Below are 20,714 nucleotides of genomic sequence, written 5' to 3'. Positions count from 1 at the left end.
TCGAAGTTGCGAAGAGCATTGCGCCCTCTGCACGAGGAGAACTCGAAATCTCGAGCGTCAACGCGCACTACCTGCAGCAGGGCAAGCTCAACGTGAAGGTGCTCGATCGAGGGGTCGCCTGGCTCGACACCGGCACATTCGACTCGATGATGCAAGCGAGCGAGTACGTGCGCGTCATCGAGGCGCGGCAGGGGTACAAGATCGGTTGCATCGAAGAGATCGCATGGCGAGCCGGCTGGATCGACGATGCTCAGCTTGAGCATCTGGGCGATTCCCTGCTGAAGAGCGGCTACGGAGACTACCTCCACCAGCTGCTCGAGAACCGCGCGATGGAGCGACTGCGGGGGTCAGCGGGCCTGTGAAGTCCGTTCTCGTCTTCCCCGCATACGACGACAATCCGTTCCTGGCGATTCTGCTCGCATCCGCTAGGAATGCGGGATTCCGAGTGCGCAGCGTAATCGCGCTGCCCGACTTCGTCGCCGCGGCAGACGAGCTCGAGTCTGGCGACGTCATCCACATGAACTGGACGGCGCAGGTGACGCAGAGCGCACGAACGCCGTGGGGAGCCGAAAACGGCATCCGCCGCCTGCTGGCCGCGATCGACAATGCCAGAGCGAGAGGCGCGAAACTGATCTGGACGCTCCACAACGCTCTCGCGCACGACGCGAGGAACGTGAAGCAGGACGCCAGGCTCGGAGCTGAACTCGCTGCTCGCGCCGACATCATCCACGTCATGAACCGCGCAACCGAACGTCTCGTCACCGACTATCGACTGCCGCCCGACCGCATCCGGATCATCCCGCATCCCAGCTATGCGGGCGTGTACAAACCGCAGGACGAACCTCGTTCGCAGGAGACGGCGCGCGAACTGCTCGGAGCATCGCCCGACAGGTTCGCGGCGTTGATGCTGGGGCACATGAAGCCGTACAAGGGTGCCCTCGATCTCATTGCCGCTGCCGAATCGGCGTCGAGATCACTGACGCTCATGCTCGCCGGCAGAGGGACGGCACGGGATTGGCGAGCCATCGACGCTGCCATCGGCGACCAACTCGAAGCCGTCGTGCACCGCGGCTACGTCAACAGTGACGAGGTGCCACTGTGGTTCGATGCCGCGGACGTCACGGTGCTGCCGTATCGGCGAATTCTGAACTCCGGGTCGGCGTTGCTGTCGGCGACATTCGGTGTGCCCGCGATTCTGCCGGACGAACCCAGCGTGCTCGCAGAATTCGGCGACGAGGAGTGGGTCGTCACGTACGACAGGAACGATCAGGTCGGGGGCATCCGGCGCGTGCTGAACGACACCTCGATCGACTGGGAGGCAAAGGGTCGTGCTGCCCTCGCGTTCGCTGACACGGTGCGCCCGGAGATCATCTCCGATCGCTTCCTCGCGCTGCTGCGCGAACTCGAAGCCTGAGCCGCGACGCAGCCCGCCCCATCCCCTCCGCTAATGCCAACTTCTCGGTCGCCTGGCGACGGGAAGGCGTTCTGGCGGCGTGTCGTCGCCCAGCGACCGAGAAGTTGACGGGGCGGAAGGGAACGCGCAAGTTGCTGGCACTTCCGTTTCCTCACAGCCAACGACAGAACCTCCGCCTCACAACTTGAACAACGGTGGGTTTGTTCACAAGCCAGAAGTTCGCGATGACTTTCGGTCGCTAGAGTCGGCCACGATGGCTGCGTGAATTCAAGCGCTTTTCCTGTCGAGAGTGGCGGCGTGGTGCGCCGCTCTCATCTGGTCGACTGCGGTTACACGCAGAATGATATTCGCGCTGCTCTCACGAGCGGGGAGCTCGAGCGGATTCGATACGGATGGTACGCGCAACCGGGTGCGCATGCGGGGGTGACCGCAGCCGTACGCTCGGGGGCCACCGTCACCTGCGTCTCGGCACTCTCTTTTGCGGGTGTGTGGAGCCCGGTTTGGTTCGACAAGCTGCACGACGTCGTACACGCTAGAAGAACCGAGTACAGGGAACAGCGCACGCTGCCGTTGCAGCCGAATGTGCACATTTGCGCGAATGTCGACAGGGATGCACGCCCATGTCGATTTGCTCTTGACGCAATCGAAGATGCGTTGATCAGCGCCACGTTCTGCCAGCCGTTCGAATGGCTCGTGGTGCTGTTCGAGTCGGTACTGCACTTGCAGAGGCTACCGAGACGGCGCCTCGAGGAGTTGTTCGGTTCGGGGAGTTCCCGGGCCGCTCGTGCGCTTGCCGTATCGAGTGAGCAGTCGGAGTCGGGAGCAGAGTCGTTGCTGCAGTTGGGGTTGCGAAGGAGGAGAGTCAGGTTCCGCCAGCAAGTCCGGATTGATCGAGACCGAGTTGACTCGCTTATCGGGGACAGGCTTGTCGTGGAGGTCGACGGTGAGCAGTTTCACAGCTCCTCGGAGTCGTTCGAAGCGGATCGTGCCCGTGATCGTCGACTTATCGCTGCCGGCTACATCGTCGTTCGGGTCACCTATTGGCAAGTCATGAGCGATCTGGATGCTGTGCTGGATGACATTTGCAGAATCGTGCAGCGTGGAGACCATCTCTTTCCCCGTCGTTGAGCACTCCTGCTGGACTCATCCCCTCCGCTATTGCCAACTTCTCGGTCGCCTGGCGACGGGAAGGCGTTCTGGCGGCGTGTCGTCGCCCAGCGACCGAGAAGTTGACGGGACCGGATGGGATGGGGTGCGGCGAGTCGAGCGCTACGTGGTCGCCTCGCGCAGCATGCGCACGTAGCCGCGGCTCATCGCGACCGGCGACCTGCGGCGAGCGAACTCGAGAGCAGCACGGCGCACATCCGCGTCCTCGAACCATCCGTCGGCGAGCAGCTCCCCAATGGATGCTGCCGAGCGGGTCGTGTCGAAGAACCGGATCCACGGCTGGTCGCCGTAATCGGCCATGAGCGCAGGCTCATCCGGCAGGATCACGGGCAACGCGAATGTCGCAGCGAGCATCATCGAACCGGAGTTGAGTACCTTGCGGTACGGGAGCACGGCAACGTCGGCAGCCGAGAACCACGCCGCCACCTCGGAATCCTCGATGAAGCGCAGCGCGTTCGTGACGGAGACGCCGCTAGCCCTGATGCGGTCGAGCTCCTCGGCGAGCTCCGGCGCGGGCTTCCCGGCCAGGAGGAGCTCGACGGGGTTCTCCTGCTGCAGCGCAATCGCGGCGTCGAAGAGCTGGTCGAGCCCCTTGTACGGCCGCAGCTGGCCGAAGAACAGCGCCGTGCGACCGCCGCCGGCTCCGATTTCGCGGCGGGCATCCGACATCGGCACACGATCGCCGTACATGCCCTGGTAGCTCGAGTGTTCGAGCACTCGCACTTTGTCGGCAGGCAGTTCGTACACGCCGTCGACGGCATCGACGGTTGCGTGCGAGAGCACGTGGATGATGTCGGCGACCCGCGCGATCTCGCTGTGGAGTCGCACCGCGGTGTCGGGGTACCTCGAGTCGTGCGGGAGGGCGTTGTGCACGGTCCAGAGAACAGCCCTTCCGCGAGCCCTTGCCTCCTCGAGCGCGGTAATGAACTCGTCGACGAATTCTTCGGCTTCGCGCTGCGATCTGCGTTTCTCGATCAGAGGGCCCGTCCAGTGGATGTGCACGGCGCCGGATGCGCGTCGATTCCGCAGTTCCGCCATCAATCGACCGGGGTCGACGGTGCCCGGGAGCTCGCTGCCGCCGCCGATCACTTCCGTGTGCAGCATGGTCAAGTACGGGTTCGAGTACCAGTTCGGAAAGGTGAAGAGTCGGCCACCGTGCGGCGCTCGCTGATCTGCGAGACCTGCGGGCGCGTGGAAGGAGAGCACGGTTCCCGCCCCGTTCTCGTCCGTCGCTCCTCCGTGCAGCGCTCCTTCGACCAACTCGAGACGCAGATCGACGGCAGACGGTGCGTATCGACGCGACTGTCGCAGCAGCAGGCGGTGAGGCCCGCTATCCAGTACGGACGACGGAACCGCGCACTGCCAGAGGAGCGAGTCGCCATCCCGCATCGTTGCGACGGGAACTTTCGTGACCAGCCCCGATTCGCTGACGAACACCAGCGCGAAGTCGTCCTTGAAGCACGAGTGAGCGCGGTGTTCGAGGGAGCCGGAGACCGTTACCGTTGTCGCGCTCGCGTGCACCCCGGTGATCTTCCCGGCCGCAGTCGGCGCGGTCGCGAGCGTCTGCCACGCAATGCGGATGCTGTCCGGCAACCGCAGGCCGGGTTCCTGCACCGCGGGGGTCGTCACAGCGCCCAGAGCCGAGGCAGGGATGCCGCCGATCAGATTCCGAACCGACTGCAGCACCTCGCGGGCTCGGGGGAGCGGGTAGCCGCTCGCGAGCGGGACGACGAGCTTGCTCAGCGCAAGCACCCCGGCGATGCGGCCCTCTGCGGGGTCTTCCGTGTCGAGGGCTTGGCACGCCTCGAGGACGGCAGCGACGAAGTCCTCGTCGTCGATGTCGTCGCGGCCGAGGCGCTCGAGCGGATCGGCAGGCAGCCCCTGCCACCGGGTGCTGGGGATGCGCGCCGCGAATGCCCGCAGCACGGCGAGCGAGTACGCATCGAGGTCCGCGACGGCGTCGTCATCGGCGACTTCGAGCATTCTGATGGCGAGGTTCTCGACCCCGGCGAGGAGATCGGGATTCGTGATCCGGGTGAATTTCGTCGCTCTCGTCAGCCACTGCTTGAGCGTGTGGTTGAGCACATAGTGATCGCGCACCGCAGCATCCACGGGCTCGATGACGTCGAGGGTTTTCGCAGCCTCCGAGATCCAGTCGCCGAGCGTCTTCTCGCGCAGATAATCGGCGCTGATCGCTGCCCCGTGCCGCCTGTGGAGGTAGACGGAGTCGGTGACGATGGCGACGCGGTTCGCCGCGAGCTGGCTCTGCAGTGAGAAGACGATGTCTTCGCAGTGCACGCCCTCCGGGAAGCTCAGACCCTCGCGCTCGATCAGGTCGCGCCGGATGATCTTGCCCCAGGCCGTGTGGTCGTCGGTCAGGCTGGGCATCTGATCGATCGTGTAGGTGCCGGGGCGGCGCAGGAACTGCGCAGCGTTATAGGTCCAGTAGCGCTTGCGGATACCGCCGTCGAAGAGGTCTTCCCCGTACCCCGCCGCGATGTCGGCTCCCGTGCGAAGGGACGCAGCCATGAGCATCTCCAGCGCCTTCGGGGTCAGCTCGTCGTCGCTGTCGAGGAAGAAGACGTAATCGCCGCGGGCGATCTCGAGTGCCGCGTTGCGGGCGCCGCCCAGCCCGCGATTCTCGATCTCCTTGACCCTGAAGCGGGCATCCTGATCCTCGAAGCGACGGGCGATGCTGATGGAGTCGTCGGGAGATCCGTCGACGAGGAGGATGGCTTCCCAGTCCGTCCACGTCTGCGACAGCAGGGAGTTGCAGCAAGCGGCTAGCCAGTCCTCGACGTTATAGATCGGAACTATGATGGAGACCGCTGGTTTGTCGGCAGGCATAGCACCCTTCGTTACACTCCAGAAAATTGTGACACTCAATCCTAAGGGAGCCACATATGACCGGCCCAAGCGTGGGGCGCGCCTTGGAACCGAGGCTCAGTGTGATCATCCCGGCGTTCAACGTCGAGGACTGGATCGGTCTGACTCTCGAGTCGATCCTCGGTGCCAGCGAGCAGTCGCTGGAGGTGCTGGTGGTGGATGACGGGTCCACCGACGAAACGAAGCGAGTGGTCGAGGACGTCGCCGCACGGGATGCCAGGGTGCGGCCGCTGCAGAACCCCGGAAAAGGCGGCGCGCAGGCCCGCAACTTCGCCATCGGTCAGGCGAACGGGGAGTTTCTCGCCTTCTCCGACGGCGACGATCTCGTGCCGCAGCGCGCCTACGAGTATCTGCTGCAGCAGGCGGACGCCTCTGGCAACGACATGGTCATCGGCAATCACGTCACGAGCGAACCGCAGCGTCTCGTGCAGCGCAGCTCGAACCTGCCGCTGTATCGCGAAGCGAGGGCGGGGCTGACGCTGGTCGACGAGCCGCTGTTCCTGCGCGATCGAGTCTGCTGGAACCGCATCATTCGCAGGTCGACGTGGCAGCGGCTCGGCCTCGAATTCGCGGACTCTCGTCGCTCCAATGACATCCAGGCGATGACCAGGGCGTACTGCTTGATCCCTTTCGATGTGATTCCCGAACCCGTGTACGTCTATCGACGTCGAGTCGGGTCGACGTCGATGACGAGCAACAAGCTGCGTTCCGATGCGCTCCGTGACCACTTCACGCAGGAGCTCGCCTGCTGCGACGCGGTCACATCGCTCGGCGACAAGCAGCTGAGCGACCGCTACTTCGCGGGCATCCTCGAGTTCGACGTGTGGGCGCACGGTCGCGAGGTCGCGCTGCAGGACGACGTCGAGTTCGACAGGGTTCGGGAACTCATGCTCGAACTGGTGACCCGCGCATCCCGCGACGCCGTCCGTTCGCTGCCCGTGCACCACCGGCTGTTCTACAACCTCGTGGGCCGCGGCGACTGGGAGGCTGCGCGCATCGTCGTCGGCGCACAGGGACGGACGATGGCGGATGCTCTCGATCGCGTCGACGCGGCGGGCATCGTGCGCGCTGCGATCGCGATCGACGGGAAGACGGGACGCGTCGCGGCCTGGCTCGTGCGGGCTTCGTACCTGAAGGCCATCGTGGATGACCCCGGCCGTTCCGACGAGCAGATCGTCTCGTTGCAGCGAAAAGCGCGGGCGCTCGTGCGAGTCGGCCTGCCGAAGTCTGCGTTCGAGTGGCGCGACCGGCAGATACTGCTGGCGAACAGCGCCGATGCGAACGCGATACGAGAGGCCGCGCGCAAGCCGGAGCCGTTCGGCGTCATGTACGTCGCGCGACGCGTGCGCGGCGTGCTGGCTCGCGTATCGAAAGCCGACGAGGACCGCGGGGCTCCGACGCCCGGGCAGATGCTGTCCATGGCCCGGCGGGTCCGTCCACGCCATGTGCGCAATGCGAGCGGCGTCGTCGTTCGTGCCGCACGTCGGCGGCTCGGCCGCTGACCACGGCTCTAGTGCCGGAGCCGGGCACGCACGACGGAGAGCGGCGAGGGTCTGCGTACCAGGAGCGCGGTTCCCCCGTCGAGGGGAATCTCCACGGGGCGCAACAACTGCTGCGGTACCTTGCGAACGGGCGTGCGCGCGGTCGTCATGGCCGGTCCGCGCATAGCGCCGGGGACACGTAGTTCGAGCTTGCCGGCCGGGGCGAACGCGTGACGGACGTGACCGGCGAACGTCAGCCGGGTATCCGCGGGTTTTCCGGGGGTCAGGCTGCCGACGCGCGCCGTTCCGGCTGCCGCATCCGAAACCCACACCTGCAGGCGCTGCCTCGCGAATACGCGAGGCATGGTGCCGGTGATGAGGAAGCCCACGCCGGTAGGAACCGCGTGCTCGATCTCCACCGCGTCGTCGGCGATCGCTGTGAGCGCGAACGAGACGTCGTCGCCTTCGTGCGCAGCCGCCACAGTGGCCGCGCAAGGGCTCGGCAGGGGAACGCCATCGTGCACGGCGTGCTCACCGAACGCGATTGCAGCGCGCCGCAGCGACGCCAGCTGCTCTGGGACGGCGACGGCGAGGATGTGCGGGATGCCCGCTACGAGCGCACGAGCGATCCACGCGCTTTCCGGGCCCTCGTGCTGCAGCGTCCGGCTCGCGGCTTCGAATGCCTCGACGGCGTCGGCATCCGGTGCGCCCGTCCAGAGCGGGCCGAGCCCGAATGCCGCAGCAACCAGCGGAAGAGCACGATCGGCGTCGGTTGCGGCGGTTGGTCGCAGCGCGCGCAGCAATCGCAGTGACGCATCCGCAACATCCTTCGATCGCGGTTCGCCGGGCCAGGACTCGATGGCGCGAGCGGCGCCGACGAGCACGGCGTCGGAGGTCATCGGGCGCGCTGCTTCCGGCAGACCCGTGAGTGCGTCCGCATATCGATCGAGCGTGTTCGACAGCCCCGGCGCCTCGAGCTCTGCGGGCTCCGGCCGCGCGAACAGGGCAGCGAGTTCCGGCTCGATGATGAGCGGTGTGCTCCGTTCGAGACTCTGCGCGAGTACCCCGAGCAGCGGCAGTTCACCGCGGCCGAGCCGGGCGTGATCGTCGATCCGCTGTTTCGAAAGCACCGCCCCCGCGAGCCCCTCGAGCGTAAGGAGTTCGGGATGCTCAGCGAGTGTGATCTCGGCTTCGGCGTCGAACACGGACGCTGTGCGCCACGGGTCGTCGTCGGGGCCGTTGCCGAACGTCTGCACGCGGCCGAAGGCGCCGACGGCCCGCGAGGATTCGAGGTTCGTGCGTGCTCGTTCGAAGAATCCGTCGCGATAGGTGCTTCCCGCGGTCAGCAACGACACGGTGCTGCCGCGAGCCCAGTCGAACATGAAGTCCCACGGTGTTCCGGAGCAGCGCAGCGTCGCGACGGAACGGAGCCGGATGCGCGGGTCCCGCTCTTGGGCTGCACGCGCTCGCTCCTCGACCTCCCGCGAGTCCGAGCTCAGACCGATCAACACTTCGTCGGCGGGCCCCGCGACGCTCTCGACGTTCGCCAGCGTGGCGGAGAGCGCTGCGGCATCCGCGCCGGCGATGAGCGCGTGGGAGTGCTCGACCGTTCGCCACAGATCGCCCGGAAAGGCCTCGAGCAGGGGTTCGGCGTTCCACTCGAGCGGCGCGATGGGCCCCGACCGTAGCGCTTGCTCGATCGTTGCGCTCGCGGGGAGGCGGTCGCGGCCGGTTCCCGCTGCGTAGTCGTCGTATTTGAATGCGGGTTCGGCTGGGCTCTCGAGCGGGCGCACGGGCACGCCGAGCGCTTCCGCGATCACGATGCCGTGCAGCGAAGACGCGATGACGAATTCACTCTCCGCGATCCGCCGGATGACGTCCCAGAGCGGCGCCAGTGGATTCACGAAGTCCGGATGGGACGCGTAGTCCCGCGCGTCGTTCAGGTTCGGGATCACGGCACGTGCACGGCGTTTCCGCTGGGCCCAGTCGCGCGTGAAGGGGAAGACGGTCGGGACCAGGAGGCCGGGGTCACCGAAGACATCCGGAACGGGAACACCGCGCTGCAGCAGCAGGTCGCGTGTCCGGGGCCCCCGCACGGCACGAACGTCCAGTTGGCTCGAACCGACCCTCGCGCCCTCGACCTTGCCGTTGACACCGGTGCCCCAGACGACATCGTGCGGCCGAGCGAAGTGCAGCACCGAACCGATGGAGAGCAGCCGGTGCGATCTGTGCTGTTGCCGCAGAGCCGGGGTGCACGCGACGATGCCGCGGACGAGTTCGGCTGCGAGCGCGTCGCCGAAGTTCTCCGGCTGGTACTCGGGCAGCGCCGAGAAACGACGAGGCAGCCACCTGAACACGTCAACCCCCCGCACGTTCACGGTGTGGGGGGAGGAGGGGATGCGCTCCGGGCTGGACACGAGGCCCAGTCTATTCCGGGGCCTCGAGTGCACGCGGTCTCGCCGAAAGGTAAGTTCGAAGGACGGTCGAATACACTCGACTCGTTTTGCGACCACTGACGCTAGGGGATGATGAGCGGGCACGCGATGCCGGATCGACGGCAGCAGCATCAGCGACTGGACATTCAGGGTCTGAGGATGCTGGCGGTGCTGAGCGTCGTGGTCAATCACGTCTTCCACTGGCCGGTCGGCGGCTTCGTCGGCGTCGATGTCTTCTTCGTCATCTCCGGTTTTCTGATCACGGGGCTGCTGCTGCGAGAATTCGATCGTAACGGCCGCATTTCGATGACCGACTTCTATCGGCGACGTCTGAAACGGCTCATGCCGGCAGCGCTCGCCGTGCTGCTCGTGACCGTCACGATCGCCGCGTTCGTGCTGCCGAGAATCCGTGCGATCGACACTGCGTTCGACGGCATCTTCGCCGCGATCTTCGTCGCGAACTGGCGGTTCGCAGCCACCGGCACCGACTACTTCGCGACAGGGCAGCCGCCGTCGTCGATGCAGCACTACTGGTCGCTTTCCGTCGAGGAGCAGTTCTACGTCGTCTGGCCGCTGTTGATCATCGCGGTGCTGTGGCTCGGCATCCGCTTCGGCGGGTCGGCGAAAGTGCGCGGGCTGCTGCTGTTCGGCACGATCACCGCGCTGTCGATCGCGTCGCTGGTGTGGGCGGCCTACGAGACCGAGACGAACCCGACGGTCGCCTACTTCTCGACCCTGTCGCGTGCCTGGGAGCTCGGGCTCGGCGCCATGCTCGCCGTCGCCCTGCACTACGTACCGTGGCGGCCTCCGAGAAGTGTCGGAATCGTGCTCGCGTACGCGGGCACCGTCGGCATCGTCGCGAGCTGGCTCGTCATCGATCCCGCCGACGGATTCCCGTATCCGTGGGGCCTGCTGCCGGTCGTCTCGACAGCCGTCGTGCTGTTCGCGGGAGCCGACCGGGACGCCGCCTACGATCGCGCCGTCTTCCCGTTGACGAACCCCGTCAGCAAGTACATCGGCGACATCAGCTACTCGCTGTACCTCTGGCACTTCCCGGTCGTGATTCTCTCGCTCGCCTTCCTCGCGGACGCGACGGTGCTCTACTGGCTCGTGACGCTGACGTTGACGCTCGTGCTGTCTGCGCTGTCGTTCAAGTACATCGAGGACCCGGCGCGGAAGTCGCCGTGGCTGTCGAAGAAATGGTCCTGGACCAAACGCCGAAAGGTCGTCGTTTCGTCCGTCGCGGCGGCGTCGCTGCTGTTCAGCGCACTGTCGGTGTTCCAGCTGACGCAGCCCGTTGCGGATGCCGAGCCCGAGGCGGTCGCGCCGCCGACGTGCTACGGCGCGAGGGCCATCATGAACGATTGCAATGTGGAGGACCTCCACGGCGAGGTCGTGCCGGCCGTCGACCACGCTGCCGACGACATCCACGGCCAGTTCCGTTGCTGGCGTGAAGCCGGCCAGGACTGGCCCGACTGCTCGGGGCCCAAGGAGACGGACAAGGACGTGCGGGTCGCGATCATCGGCGACAGCCACATGGCAATGTACGTGACGATGCTGAATCGCATCGCCGACGACCGCGGCTGGCACATCGACTACTACCTCGGCAACGGTTGCCAGTGGACGACCGCGATGGACGACTACGAACTGTGCGAAGACTTGCACGACGTCGTAGAGCGCGATGTCGCCGACCCCGACGAGCCCTACGACATCGTGATCACCTCGGCCGCCAGGTGGGCGGTGTTCGGGTGGGACAACCCCGTCGAAGGCTACGTCGAGGCCTGGCAGCCGGTCATCGACAACGGTTCGGAGGTCGTCGTCATCGAAGACGCCCCGAACTTCACGGACGAATCACTCGCCTGCATCAGTCGCGTTACGTTCGACCCGACGGTCGACGATTGCGCCATGACGGTCGAGGAGGCCATGGATCCCACCGACCGGTTACCGGAGGCCGCCGAGGAGTCGGGAGCCCACCTGCTGGAAACGCACGATCTGTTCTGCACGCAGGACGGCTGCCCCGCTGTCATCGGAGGCATCGTCGTCTACCGCGATACAGTGGGGCATCTGACGAACACCTACGTGGAGTCGATGAGACCGTACGTTGAACAACGGCTCGACGAGATCTTGTCTGATAATGGCTGATGCCTGCGCAGTTGCCGTGCCGCGCGGGCATCACGAGTGATGGAGAGCCATGGCGACGGTCAAGAGAACGCGAACCCGCGATAACACCTGGCAGCTGCTGCAGGCGCTCGCGAGCCGCGACGTCAAGGGCCAGTACAAGCGCACCTTCCTCGGTCGCACGTGGTCGCTCATCAACCCGCTCGCGCAGATCGCAATCTACTGGGTGGTCTTCGGACTGCTGTTCAGGGCGACTCCCGCCCCCGGTATCAATTCCGGCATGGAAATCTACGGACTGTGGCTCGCGGTCGGCATCATCGTCTGGAGTTACCTCAGCGGCACGATCAACGACTGCATGACCTCGTACATCTCCTTCAGCGGATTGCTGAAGAAGGTCTATCTGCCCAGGTGGACGCTGCCCATGTCTCGCGTACTCTCACGCACGTACACGTTCCTGACCGAGCTGCTCGTGCTCGCCGTGATCTGCGGGCTCTTCGGCGGCTGGGAGGTCATCCTGCGGCTGATCATGCTCGTGCCGCTCGTGCTGCTGACGGCCCTGTTCGCATTCGGGCTCGGGCTGCTGCTGGCGGTCTCGACCGTGTACTTCCGCGACATCGAGCACTTCTGGGGCATCCTGACGCGCGTGTGGTTCTACGGCTCCGGCGTCATGTTCCCGCTCGGCATCGTGCAGAGCGCGCAGGAGGAACTCGTCGAGCGGGGCTGGACGTTCTTCGGGACGGAGATTCCGCTCGTGACGCTCTTCAAGCTCAATCCCGCGTTCGAGATCCTCACCGCCTTCCGTCGCGTGCTCTACGACTTCGCGTGGCCCGAACTCTCGTCGATCCTGATCATCGCCGGCTGGGGAGTCGTCCTGACGGCGCTCGCGGTGCTCGTCTACAATCGCCACCAGGCCCGAATCGTCGAGGAGCTCTAGTGCCAAGCGCCATCAGGGTCGAGGACGTCACGAAAACGTTCAGGATCTATCACGACCGCAATCAGTCGCTCAAGGGCACCATCCTGCAGGGCAGGAGGGCTGCCTACGAGGATTTCCAAGCTGTCGACGACGTCTCGTTCGAGGTCGAGAAAGGCACGACCTTCGGGCTCATGGGGCGTAACGGCTCCGGGAAGTCGACGCTGCTGAAGTGCGTCGCGGGCATCCTCGAGCCGAACAGGGGCAGCATCGTGACGGACGGCAGGCTCGCGGCCATGCTGGAGGTCGGGTCAGGGTTCCACCCGGAGCTCAGCGGTCGCGAGAACATCTATCTGAACGCCGCGATCATCGGTATGTCGAAGCGCGAAGTCGATGCGAAGTTCGACGAGATCGTCGAGTTCTCGGGGGTCGAACGGTTCATCGACAACGCCGTCAAGAACTACTCGAGCGGCATGTACGTCAGGCTCGGATTCTCGGTTGCGATTCACACCAGGCCCGACATCCTCGTCGTGGACGAGATCTTCTCGGTCGGCGATGCGGACTTCCAGGCCAAGTCGCGGCAGAAGTTCCACGACCTCAAGGAGTCGGGCACGACGATCATGCTCGTCAGCCACTCCGTCGGGCTCATGAAGACGTTCTGCGACCAGGTCGCATGGCTCGACCACGGCAAACTCATGAGTGTGGGTGAAGCAGAGGACATCATCCCCGAATTCCAGGCCAGCTTCGCTTCCGCAAAGCAGCCGCACACGGCGTCGCCTCGCGCGGTCGGGCTGGGTGGCGTGACTCTCGAGAGCGTCGAGGTGCTGAACTCGCTGGACGAGTCCGTCGACATCGTGAGCCCCGAGGAGCCGGTGCGCATCCGCTTGCGGTTCACGGCGCACGAGCGTCTCGAACGCCCCGTCTTCACGCTGTCGATGGCGAACGAGCGCAAACAGACGGTCTTCCGTGTGAACGGTGCCGACAGGGGATGGATCCCGGATGCCGTTGCAGCGGGTGAGCACGTCATCGACGTCGTCGCGGAGCGACTGCCGTTGACGGAGGGGATGTACTGGTTCAACGCCGACATTCGTGCGGAAGGCGCGCAGGAGCCGCAGGCGAATGTGACCCGGCTCGGCGCTCTTCGAGTCGACAGGAATGAGTTCTGGACCGACCGCAGCCTCGTGCAGGTGCCGTGGACGTTCGAGATGCAGCAGTAGTTGCTCATTACCTGAAAATTTGACGTACGCTGGTATTTCGGCGGCGTGTCACCTAAGCTGGATGAGTCCTGAAGCTCCAGTTGAAGGTTAAACCCCATGGCTAAGTCCCTCCGCCTTTGGTCCCTCGCTCTTGTCACCGTGCTGATAGCGGCGGTGCTGGTCGCGATTCCGTACCTCGATCGCGACGCCGATGCCGCCGACGCGAGCGACTTCGACGCCGGCTACATCATCTCCGACGAGAATTTCTACAACGGCAGCGCGATGACCAGCGCGTCGCAGGTCCAGTCGTTCCTCGAGTCGAAGAACCCCGGCTGTAAGACGGGGCAGACGTGCATCCTGAACTACACGGAGCCGACGCCGACGATGGCGGCCTCGCTGTACTGCGACCGACTGGAGGGTCGCGACAACGAGAGTGCGGCAAGCATCATTCAGCGGGTCGGGGAGGCGTGCAACATCAGCCAGGAAGCGTTGATCGTGCTGATCGAGAAGGAGCAGAGTCTCGTATCGCTGCAGAATCCGGCTCCGTGGCGCTTCGAGTCGGCAACCGGGTACGGATGCCCCGATACAGCGCCCTGCGACGCAGGCTTCGGCGGCTTCTTCACGCAGATGTATTACGGGGCGCGCGCCTACCAGTACTACAAGGAGCACCCGACGCAGTTCAGGCACCAGCCGAACGCCTGGAACTCCGTGCTCTACAATCCGAGCTCCTCCTGCGGCTCTTCGCAGGTGTTCATCCAGAACTACGCGACCGCGGGTCTGTACAACTACACGCCCTACCAGCCCAATCAGGCCGCGATGAACAATCTCTACGGCACGGGCGATACCTGCTCGTCGTACGGCAACCGGAACTTCTGGCGCATGTACACCGACTGGTTCGGCGACCCGACCGGTAGCTCGCTCGGCACGGGCGATGTCGTCCAGAGCACGTCGACGGGCCACTACTTCGTGTTTTCGGAGAGCGACGGACTCGTGCGCATTCCCGAGCGCCCGCAGCTCGTGTCGATGGGGCTGCACCACAACGTACGGCAGATGGCTCCCACTCAGATCTACGAGTACGGCCTTTCGTCCACGCAGGTGAGAGGCTGGGGGCTGCGCTGCGGCAATGCCAATTACCTCGCGTCCTCGGGTCTTCTGCAGCACTTCGAATCGGCTGCAACGCGTGACCACTACGGTGTGCCGTTCACGGCACTGCCCGCTGACCTCTGCGGTGTGCTGCCGAAGGCGAAGGACAAGGTTTCGCAGGTTGCCATCGATGAAGCCGGCGGACTGTGGCTCATCGAGAACGGCGTGAAGCGTGCCGCCACGGAAGGGGCGCTCGAAGCCGTCGGGCTCGACGACAAGTACCGCATCACGCTGCCGAGGCTCTTCGCGGAGACGATGCCGACGGGGGACGCGTTCACCGGAGTCGACGCGACGACCGGCGACGTCCTGCGCGACACGGACAACGGCGATTACTTCATCTACTCGGAGGATGCCGGCATGATCGAGGTCACCGATCGCGCCTTCCTCGTGTCGATGGGCAGAGCCGGCGATATTCGCAACGTGGGAAGCTCCGTGATAGCGGCCCACGGCCTCGCCTCCCAGACGCTCGACTCCTGGGCCATCCAGTGCAACGGCCAGAGCTATTTCGCATCCTCTCGTGTGCTGCAACCCTTCGAATCGGCGGCCGTGCAGAGCCACTACGGGATGACTCCCACGCAACTGCCGGCAGACCTGTGCGAGACGCTCACGTTCTCCGAGAACGAAGTCTCGCAGGTCGCGAGCGACCTGAGCGATGACCTCTGGGTTATCGAGAACGGCGAGAAGCGCGCTGCGACGCAGGCTTCCCTCGAAGCGGCAGACCTGGACGACAAGTTCCGGGTCACGCTGCCGCCACGGTATATCAACTCGCTGACGCAGGGAAGCGATCACACGGCCCCCGATACCCCAGCTGCTGAAGCGACGGTGGGCGATGTCATACAGGATGCCGCGAGCGGAGAGCAGTACGTGTACTCCGCCCAGCAGGGGCTGCTCCCGGTCGCCGACTCCGTGTACCTCGAAGCGCTCGGTATCGACACGGCCGCGACGCGGATGTCCGCGAGCGAGATCGCATCCCTGGGGTTGTCCTCGAACGAGATCTCGGGCTGGGGCTTCGTCTGCGGTTCGACGCAGTACGTGGCCTCGGGGGGCGAGCTCTTCTCGTTCGAGTCGAACGAGACGCGTGAGCACTTCGATATGTCGTTCACCGAGCTTCCCGCAGACCTGTGCGAAGCGCTCGCTTTCTCCGACCACCGGGCCTCGCAGCTCGTGACGGACGGCGACGGCAAGTTCTGGTTCATGGAGCACGGTGAGAAGCGCCCGGTCGAGCTCGCGACGCTCCAGAACGGCGATCTCCCGACGAAGTACCGGCTCGTGCTGCCCTCCGGGCTGCTCGACTCGTTCCCCGTCGGGGAGTCGTACATCATCCCCTCCTACGGAGTCCTCGAGAGCGGGCAGGTCGTCATCGGCGACAGCGACGACCGGTACATCTTCTCGGCCGACGCGGGGCTCGTACCCGTCGCAGACGAGGCGATCCTCGTCTCGCTCGGCCTGCAGCAGACCCCGGTAGCGCTGAGCGACAGCGATCTCGACGATGTCGGCACGCACGACACGACACTCGACAGCTGGCTCGTCACCTGCAGTGACGAGGTGTTCTTCGCCTCGAGTCAACAGGTGCACCCCGTTGCAGAGGGCGCCCTCGAGCACCTCGCGATGAACCCGGTGGAGCTGCCCGCGGACCTGTGCGGTCTCCTGACCGTCTCCGATGTGCAGGCGACGCAGGTCATGACCGACATGAGCGGTCGCCTCTGGGTCCTGGAGGATGGTGCACTGCGTGCTGCAACCGAGGGAACCCTCGAGGATGCCGGGCTTCAGAATCTCGAGCGCGTCACGATGCCGGACGCGTACATGCGAGTGATGCCGGTATGGATGAATCTCGAGCTCGACGACTTCGTGCTGATGGAGGTGCCGCCGGCTCCCTAGTGTGAACCCGGGCGAGCCACCTTTGCGAGAATGGGTGCCGTGAACGAACCCGCTCAGCGCCGCGTCGTCATGACGATGATGGTGCGCGACGAAGCCGATGTCATCGCGGCGGCGATCGAGCACCACCTTGCGGAGGGATTCGATCGCATCCTCGTGACCGACAATGCCTCACGCGATGGAACCCGCGAGATCCTGGACGAGTATGCGCGCGTCGCTCCCGTGACCGTCTATCACGACCCGGAGCATCGTAAACAGCAGACCCAGGTCGTTACGCGGATGGCACGCCTCGCGCGCGTCGAGTTCGGGGCCGATTGGGTCGTCAACTCCGACGCCGACGAGTTCGTCGTCTCGCGCACACCGGATGCATTCGTGAGTGACGTCATCCGATCGTGGCCGAAGGAGATCGTCGCGACCACCGTCCCCGTCGTGAACCTCGTGGGGCCGGTTGCGAAGACCGGCGGCGGGCTGATCACGAGGATGCTGTGGCGCGATGAACGCAGCGCCGGGCAACTCCGCGCAGCCGGTGTTCCTGCCCACCCGACGCCGAATGCGATCCATGTCGGGCATCCCGGCGTCGACGTGCGGCAGGGCAACCACTTCACCTCACTGCTGTCGAAGGGCGAGCCCCCGGGAGGCCCCGGAATCGAGGTGCTGCACGTTCCGTGGCGATCGTGGGAGCAGTTCGAACGCAAGACCATCAACGCCGGCAGAGGATACGAGGCGAACCCGACACTGCGGCCGAGCCCGAACCATCACGGGATGCGCGACTGGCGACGCTGGCAGGAAGGCCGCCTGTTGCCGTTCTATATGGCGCGAATGGTGACGAGCGAACCTCGTCCCGGCGACGGTTTCGTGTTCGAGCCGACGCTGCGGGATGCCCTGACTGCGCTGGAGCCCGTGCTGCCGAGGTATCTCGGGCCCCTCGTCGATGCTGTTCGCGATGTTCCGTTCACCGACGAGGAGACGGCGACGCTGCTGGCCGAAGCGCGTGAACTCGTGGAGCTCGATTAGCGGCGAGTGAGCTCGATGTCGAAAATGGCGCGCCCCGCCTGCCCCGCCTTCTTCTCGAAGCTCGTGAGCGTCCTGCCGTCGAAGCGCTGAGCGTAGCCGTCGTTCGGGTTGGTGAAGTGCTCAGATGCATCCGTGACGTCCAGCATGTGCTCGGCGTACTCCTGCCAGTCCGTTGCGAGCCGCCACGTGCCGCCCGGCCGCAGTACTCTCGCGACAAGATCGACGAAGTACGGTTGCACGAGCCTGCGCTTGTGGTGACGCTTCTTGTGCCACGGGTCGGGGAAGAACATCCACGCTTCCGCGACGCTCGACGCCGGGAGCATCGTCTCCAGCACATCGGGCGCGTTCGCCAGCACGGCGCGCACGTTGCTCACGTTCGCCTGCGCCGCATGCCCCAGGAGGCTCGCAATACCCGGCCGGTACACCTCGATGCCGAGGAAGTTCTTCTCCGGATGCGCTGCAGCGCCGGCAGCGATTGCCTCGCCGAGACCCGTGCCGATCTCGATGACGAGCGGAGCATCCCTGCCGAACGTCTGTTCGGGGTCGAGCCGGAACCCCGGATCGATGCTCGTGGCACCGACGTCACGGGGTACATCGATGACGAAGCGGTCGGCGTAGTCGTCCCAGAGCTGCTGCCTGCGGCCCTGCAGACGGGAGCCGCGGCGGACGAAGCTGACGGGTCGCTCTCGGTACAGGGGATTCTCGTTATCCATGGCATGTCTACGATACGCGTCGTAGGGGAGTGCACGTGGCGCACTGCTGCGCCGGCGCGCTATGAAACGCGGTGCCTGCACCCTGCCCGGATGTGCCCATCCGCTTGACTGTGCCGAATGTATGGGTTTGCCCGAATGTATGGAAAACGGCCCGACATTCGGTCACACGGGTTGATTTCCCCGGCGTTCGGCACCGAGCCGAGCAGCGTCACGAGAGGCGGCGACGTGCCTACTTCGGTTGCTCCTGCCGAGGCTGCGTCTCGATCGGCAACGTGCGTGGGCCTCCCTCGCGGCTCCGCGGCAGGCCGGCTGCGAAGACGAACAGCAGCAGTGCGCCGATCTCGGTCAGCGGTCGCGATTCGGTCAGCCCCTGCACTGCGAGCGCGATCAGCAGCAGCAGCGGAACCGCCCGGATCGCAGGGTGCTCGTTGCCGTAGCGGATGATGGCGACCGCGTTCCGCATCGCCGTCACCTGCAGTGCGAAGAAGATCAGCACGCCGATGATTCCGAGCTGCAGGGCCATATCGATCCAGGCGTTGTGCGCCTGCAGATGCACGATCGAGCCGTGCACGATCAGCCCATCGTAGGGCTCGACCCAGGGCATCCAATACCCCATCCACCCGTCTCCGACGATGGGGCTGTCGAGCCAGCGAACGAGCACGATGCGCCAGATGTCGAGACGCCCCGTCAGGTCCGAAGAACGACCCAGCCATGCGGCGAGCGCCTGCCATAGGACGGCACCGATGATGACCGCGATGCCCATGAGGGACAGCGAAGCGAAGAACGCGCGATAGTAGGCGGGCCGAGAAACTCTGAAGCGAATCACGATGAGCGTGGACGCCGCAAGGATCGCCCCGCCGATGAGGGCAACGGTGATGCTTTGGCTCAGCGCGATCATCAGGACGGACAGGCCGACCCACACGGGCCACGTCCGGCGATCTCGCCCCGAGAGCGCCCTCGCGACCGCGATGATGAGCGCGAGCATCGCGAGCATCGCGATGAGGTTGGGGTTGCCGGGGAGCCCGTAGATGCGGCCGCCCGCGAAGAGTTCGCCGTGCGTCCACCAATAGACTTCGCTGTTCGCAATATCGCCGTACCAGACGGGCCGAACGCCGCCTCCGCGCAGCGCTGCCGCGACTTCGAACAGGAGCGACCCGATCAGCTGGGCCTGCAAGCACCAGTGCAGCAGTGTTATGAATCGCTGCAGGGGCATGCACGTCATAACGAGCGCGGACGCCGCGATCCCGAGGCTTATTGCGGCGCCCAGGAGCGTCGACCACCAGGATGCAGCCCAGAATGCGGAGAGGAACGCTAGCGCGAGGAACATCAGCACCGCGATACCGGGCCGTTTCACGCGTTTGCGACGCAACCACAGTTCGACCAGCGCCCACACGAGCAGCGCCCCGACCGTTGCCCCCCATGCGGGCCAGCCGATGATGTTGCGAACGAGATCGCCGCACGAGAGCTGCACGATCACGAGCACGGCGAACACCGTCAGCCGTCGATCGTCAGTCACTCGTCCATCGTGCCACGAACGGCTGTAAGCGTCCTCATCCTCGCGTATGACAAGATGGTGCTCGTTTGCCGCAGACAACGGAGCCGCTTTGCCCCAACCACGCGCGGTCGTGCTCATGCCGACCTTCAACGAGATCGAGTCGCTCGCTCGTACGCTTGACGAACTCATTTTCGCGGTGCCCGGCGTTGACGTTCTCGTCATCGATGACAACAGCCCTGACGGAACCGGCGCACTGGCCGACGAACTCGCGACTGCGGACGAGCGTATCCGCGTGCTCCATCGCGAAGCCAAGCGCGGCCTCGGCGCCGCCTACCTCGCCGGGATGCGGTGGGCGTTGCGCGAAGGCTACGACCTGATTATCGAGATGGATGCCGACGGCTCGCACCCGGCGCAGACCCTGCCCGACATGCTGGCTGCGGCACGGGATGCCGACCTCGTGATCGGATCGCGCTACGTCGCCGGTGGCGGAACCGACGGTTGGGCCGAGGATCGCGCACGACTTTCGCGAGCCGCAAACGCGTACGGACGCGTCGCCATGGGGATTTCGGTGCACGATATGACCGCCGGGTTCCGGGTATTTCGAGCCGACTTCCTGCGCGGCATCGACCTGCGCCGCGTCACGAGCGCCGGCTACTGCTTCCAGATCGACATGACCAGGATCGTCGCGGATGCGGGAGCGCGCATCGTCGAGGTTCCCATCGTCTTCCGCGAGCGTAAAGCGGGCGCGTCGAAGATGGGTGGCGCGATCGTCACAGAAGCGCTCGTCAAGGTAACCGGTTGGGGAATCGGCCGTCGCGCGGCCCAGCTGCGGCACGCGCTTCGTCGTTTCGGCATCTGACGCGTCAG

General features: G+C 65.3%; 14 protein-coding genes. 10 read left to right on the top strand and 4 right to left on the bottom strand.

The genetic code is table 11. The features are described from left to right. The 3 genes from Q0O95_RS04505 to Q0O95_RS04495 all read left to right on the top strand — a co-directional run. The coding region (locus Q0O95_RS04505; protein WP_293695780.1) for a sugar phosphate nucleotidyltransferase at positions 1-362 on the top strand (362 nt) is incomplete at its 5' end. Beyond that, positions 359-1,414 carry a glycosyltransferase gene (locus tag Q0O95_RS04500; RefSeq protein WP_293695778.1) on the top strand — a complete coding sequence of 352 codons (1,056 nt, stop codon included), beginning with the start codon at positions 359-361 and terminating at the stop codon, positions 1,412-1,414. The genes Q0O95_RS04505 and Q0O95_RS04500, both read left to right, overlap by 4 nt. A gap of 261 nt (positions 1,415-1,675) precedes the next feature. Next, entirely contained in the window at positions 1,676-2,542 is an 867-nt protein-coding gene (locus tag Q0O95_RS04495; RefSeq protein WP_293695776.1) for a DUF559 domain-containing protein, read from the top strand. Between the two features lie 141 nt (positions 2,543-2,683). On the opposite strand, the gene Q0O95_RS04490 is transcribed toward Q0O95_RS04495, so the two are convergent. Next, positions 2,684-5,428: a glycosyltransferase gene (locus Q0O95_RS04490; protein ID WP_293695774.1), complete on the bottom strand. Its 2,745-nt coding sequence runs from the start codon at positions 5,426-5,428 to the stop codon at positions 2,684-2,686. A 56-nt stretch (positions 5,429-5,484) separates the two neighbouring features. On the opposite strand from Q0O95_RS04490, the gene Q0O95_RS04485 reads away from it, so the two are divergent. Then, complete coding sequence (locus Q0O95_RS04485; RefSeq protein ID WP_293695772.1) at positions 5,485-6,969, top strand: glycosyltransferase family 2 protein; 1,485 nt, start codon at positions 5,485-5,487, stop codon at positions 6,967-6,969. Positions 6,970-6,977: 8 nt separating this feature from the next. Here Q0O95_RS04485 and Q0O95_RS04480 read toward each other — a convergent pair whose 3' ends face one another. After that, positions 6,978-9,365, bottom strand: a complete 2,388-nt coding sequence (locus tag Q0O95_RS04480; RefSeq protein ID WP_293695769.1) for a polysaccharide pyruvyl transferase family protein — start codon at positions 9,363-9,365, stop codon at positions 6,978-6,980. A 108-nt stretch (positions 9,366-9,473) separates the two neighbouring features. Between Q0O95_RS04480 and Q0O95_RS04475 the strand changes: the two genes are divergently transcribed. The 5 genes from Q0O95_RS04475 to Q0O95_RS04455 all read left to right on the top strand — a co-directional run bounded on the left by Q0O95_RS04475 (position 9,474) and on the right by Q0O95_RS04455 (position 17,639). Beyond that, positions 9,474-11,525 (top strand): acyltransferase family protein, encoded by a 2,052-nt coding sequence (locus Q0O95_RS04475; RefSeq protein WP_293695766.1) that lies wholly within the window; start codon positions 9,474-9,476, stop codon positions 11,523-11,525. A gap of 49 nt (positions 11,526-11,574) precedes the next feature. Continuing rightward, positions 11,575-12,435, top strand: a complete 861-nt coding sequence (locus Q0O95_RS04470; RefSeq protein WP_293695763.1) for an ABC transporter permease — start codon at positions 11,575-11,577, stop codon at positions 12,433-12,435. After that, on the top strand, positions 12,435-13,628 hold the full coding sequence (locus Q0O95_RS04465; RefSeq protein WP_293695761.1) for an ABC transporter ATP-binding protein: 1,194 nt from the start codon (positions 12,435-12,437) through the stop codon (positions 13,626-13,628). Before Q0O95_RS04470 ends, Q0O95_RS04465 begins: the two co-directional genes overlap by 1 nt. A gap of 96 nt (positions 13,629-13,724) precedes the next feature. Next, the gene (locus Q0O95_RS04460) at positions 13,725-16,628 is read left to right on the top strand and encodes a hypothetical protein (protein ID WP_293695759.1); all 2,904 of its coding nucleotides are present in this window, start codon (positions 13,725-13,727) and stop codon (positions 16,626-16,628) included. Positions 16,629-16,667: 39 nt separating this feature from the next. Further along, a complete protein-coding gene (locus Q0O95_RS04455; RefSeq protein WP_293695756.1) occupies positions 16,668-17,639 on the top strand; it encodes a glycosyltransferase family 2 protein in 972 nt (323 codons plus the stop codon). Here Q0O95_RS04455 and trmB read toward each other — a convergent pair. Together trmB and Q0O95_RS04445 are read right to left on the bottom strand one after the other, a co-directional pair. After that, positions 17,636-18,352: a tRNA (guanosine(46)-N7)-methyltransferase TrmB gene (trmB, locus tag Q0O95_RS04450; protein ID WP_293695754.1), complete on the bottom strand. Its 717-nt coding sequence runs from the start codon at positions 18,350-18,352 to the stop codon at positions 17,636-17,638. The two genes, Q0O95_RS04455 and trmB, sit on opposite strands and share 4 nt — an antisense overlap. A gap of 229 nt (positions 18,353-18,581) precedes the next feature. Next, a complete protein-coding gene (locus Q0O95_RS04445) occupies positions 18,582-19,868 on the bottom strand; it encodes an O-antigen ligase family protein (RefSeq protein ID WP_293695752.1) in 1,287 nt (428 codons plus the stop codon). An 88-nt stretch (positions 19,869-19,956) separates the two neighbouring features. Between Q0O95_RS04445 and Q0O95_RS04440 the strand changes: the two genes are divergently transcribed. After that, on the top strand, positions 19,957-20,706 hold the full coding sequence (locus Q0O95_RS04440) for a polyprenol monophosphomannose synthase (RefSeq protein ID WP_293695750.1): 750 nt from the start codon (positions 19,957-19,959) through the stop codon (positions 20,704-20,706). Positions 20,707-20,714 lie beyond the last annotated feature (8 nt).

Origin of the sequence: uncultured Agrococcus sp. (assembly GCF_945915485.1) — a bacterium.
Classification (GTDB): Bacteria; Actinomycetota; Actinomycetes; order Actinomycetales; family Microbacteriaceae; genus Agrococcus.
The sequence above is the reverse complement of the archived record's forward strand: the minus strand, read 5'-3'. Positions and strand labels throughout refer to the sequence as shown.